We start from the raw sequence: 1,933 nt of genomic DNA, 5'->3' as shown, positions 1-1,933 counted from the left end.
GCGTCAGATGTGTATACGAGACAGGCCCGTGTGGGCGGGGACGGGGTTAGGGTGCGGAGCGTTCGCTCCCCTGGAGGAATCCCCAAGATGCGTCGTCCCCTGATGCTGCTCGCCACGCTGGCCCTGGCCGTGGTGGCTTGCGAGAAGAAGTCCACGCCCGCGCCGTCGGCACCCTCGCCGGGCGGCCAGCCGAGTGCCGCCGGTGGGGCCGCGCCCACCAACGACGCCAACACCATCCTCCTGGGCGAGATTGGCAGCCTGACGGGCCCGGAGGCGACGTTCGGCATCTCCGCGCGCAACGGCATCGAGCTGGCCATCAACGAGGCGAACGCGGCGGGCGGCGTGAAGGGCAAGAAGCTGGCCGTGCGCGTGTATGACAGCCAGGGCCGCCCCGAGGAGGGCGCGCAGGCGGCGACGCGGCTCATCACCCAGGACAAGGTGGTGGCCATCCTGGGCGAGGCGGCCTCGTCGGTGTCGATGGCGATGGCGGAGAAGGCGCAGGCGGCGAAGGTGCCGATGATTACGCCCACGTCCACCAGCCCCGAGGTGACGAAGAAGGGCGACTACATCTTCCGCGTCTGCTTCATCGACGACTTCCAGGGGCTGGTGATGGCGAAGTTCGCCCGGGAGAACCTGAAGCTGGCGAAGGTGGCGGTGCTGCGCGACAACAAGGCCGCGTTCTCCATGGGCCTGGCGGACGTGTTCATCAAGAGCTTCAAGGCGCTGGGTGGGGAGATTGTCGCGGACGAGAGCTACTCGAAGGGTGACACGGACTTCCGGGCGCAGCTGACGGCCATCAAGCAGCTCAAGCCGGACGGGGTGTTCGTGCCGGGGTACTACACGGACGTGGGCATCATCGCGCGGCAGTCGCGCGAGGTGGGGCTGAAGGTGCCGCTGCTGGGCGGGGACGGCTGGGACTCCGACAAGCTGTACGAGCTGGGCGGGTCCGCGCTGGAGGGCAGCTACTTCTCCAACCACTACTCGCCGGACAACCCGGACCCGACGCTTCAGCAGTTCCTGAAGAAGTACAAGGAGGCCTACGGCGCCGTGCCGGACAGCGTGGGCGTGCTGGCGTACGACGCGGCTCGCGTGGCGATTGAGGCCATGAAGCGCGCCCCGGACCTGAGCGGCCCGGCCCTGCGCGACGCGATTGCGCAGACGAAGGACTTCCCGGGCGTCTCGGGCCGCATCACGCTGGATGCCAACCGCGACGCCGTGAAGGAGGCCGTGGTGCTCAAGGTCTCCGGCGGCAAGGCGGAGTTCGTCACCACCGTGAAGCCGTAGCGGCGGGGCCGGCCGCCCGTGCCTCAGGGCACGGGCGACTGGATGATGTAATAGATGGAGTTGAAGTACCGGTGCAGCCCGTTGAGCAGCTGCACCAGGAACGGCCAGCCCATCACCGTGAAGCCGAACATCGCCGCGGTGACGACGGAGTACTCCACCATGGACTGGCCACGGGAGCGCTGACGGAGCAGGGCCTTCACTTCGCACCTCCACGAGACTCGGGCGCCGGGGACGGCGGGGACTTCGGCGGAGGCTGCTTGCACTCCTCCAGGCACGGCTTGCGAATGCTGTTGCAGGGCTGCCGGCACAGCGACGCGGCCTTCCCCGCGTTCTCCTCGCAGTAGTCCAGGCACTCCTTCACGTCCGCTTCGCAGTCTTCCTCGCAGGTCTTCCGCCCCGCGGCCTCCGCCACACTGGAGAGCCACAGCCCCAGGCAGGCCACGGCGACGCAGCCCCAGCGCTCCATCCTCGATGCACCCATCATCGACTCCCTCATGGCACCGCCCCTCGCCGTAGCAGGGTGAGCTGCATCTCCACCCCCACCCGCGAGGGCTGCTCGCGCAACACCACCCGGCCCTGCAACGGACCGTGGCTCACCTCGAACGAGACGCCCCTCGGCTCCAGCGGCGCCGTCTCCCCCGTCTCCCAC

Annotated in this window: 3 protein-coding genes; 1 reads left to right on the top strand and 2 read right to left on the bottom strand. The window is 68.9% G+C overall.

The features are described 5' to 3' along the window. The first annotated feature begins 87 nt into the window (after positions 1 to 87). A complete protein-coding gene (locus HG543_RS53400; protein WP_169352639.1) occupies positions 88 to 1,284 on the top strand; it encodes an ABC transporter substrate-binding protein in 1,197 nt (398 codons plus the stop codon). 23 nt (positions 1,285 to 1,307) lie between these two features. Here the strand turns inward: HG543_RS53400 and HG543_RS53395 are convergent, their stop codons facing one another. Continuing rightward, a complete protein-coding gene (locus HG543_RS53395; protein WP_169352637.1) occupies positions 1,308 to 1,484 on the bottom strand; it encodes a hypothetical protein in 177 nt (58 codons plus the stop codon). Beyond that, positions 1,481 to 1,780, bottom strand: coding sequence for a hypothetical protein (locus HG543_RS53390; RefSeq protein WP_169352638.1), 300 nt, complete (start codon positions 1,778 to 1,780; stop codon positions 1,481 to 1,483). Before HG543_RS53390 ends, HG543_RS53395 begins: the two co-directional genes overlap by 4 nt. Between the last annotated feature and the right edge of the window lie 153 nt (positions 1,781 to 1,933).

Source organism: Pyxidicoccus fallax (assembly GCF_012933655.1).
Taxonomy (GTDB): Bacteria; Myxococcota; Myxococcia; order Myxococcales; family Myxococcaceae; genus Myxococcus; species Myxococcus fallax.
Note: the sequence above shows the minus strand (reverse complement) of the source record. Positions and strands in the feature narration are given on the sequence as shown.

Coding starts and splice junctions, on each gene's coding strand:
- HG543_RS53390 (WP_169352638.1), bottom strand. CDS start 1,780: ATGAGGGAGTCGATGATGGGTGCATCGAGGATGGAGCGCTGGGGCTGC.
- HG543_RS53400 (WP_169352639.1), top strand. CDS start 88: ATGCGTCGTCCCCTGATGCTGCTCGCCACGCTGGCCCTGGCCGTGGTG.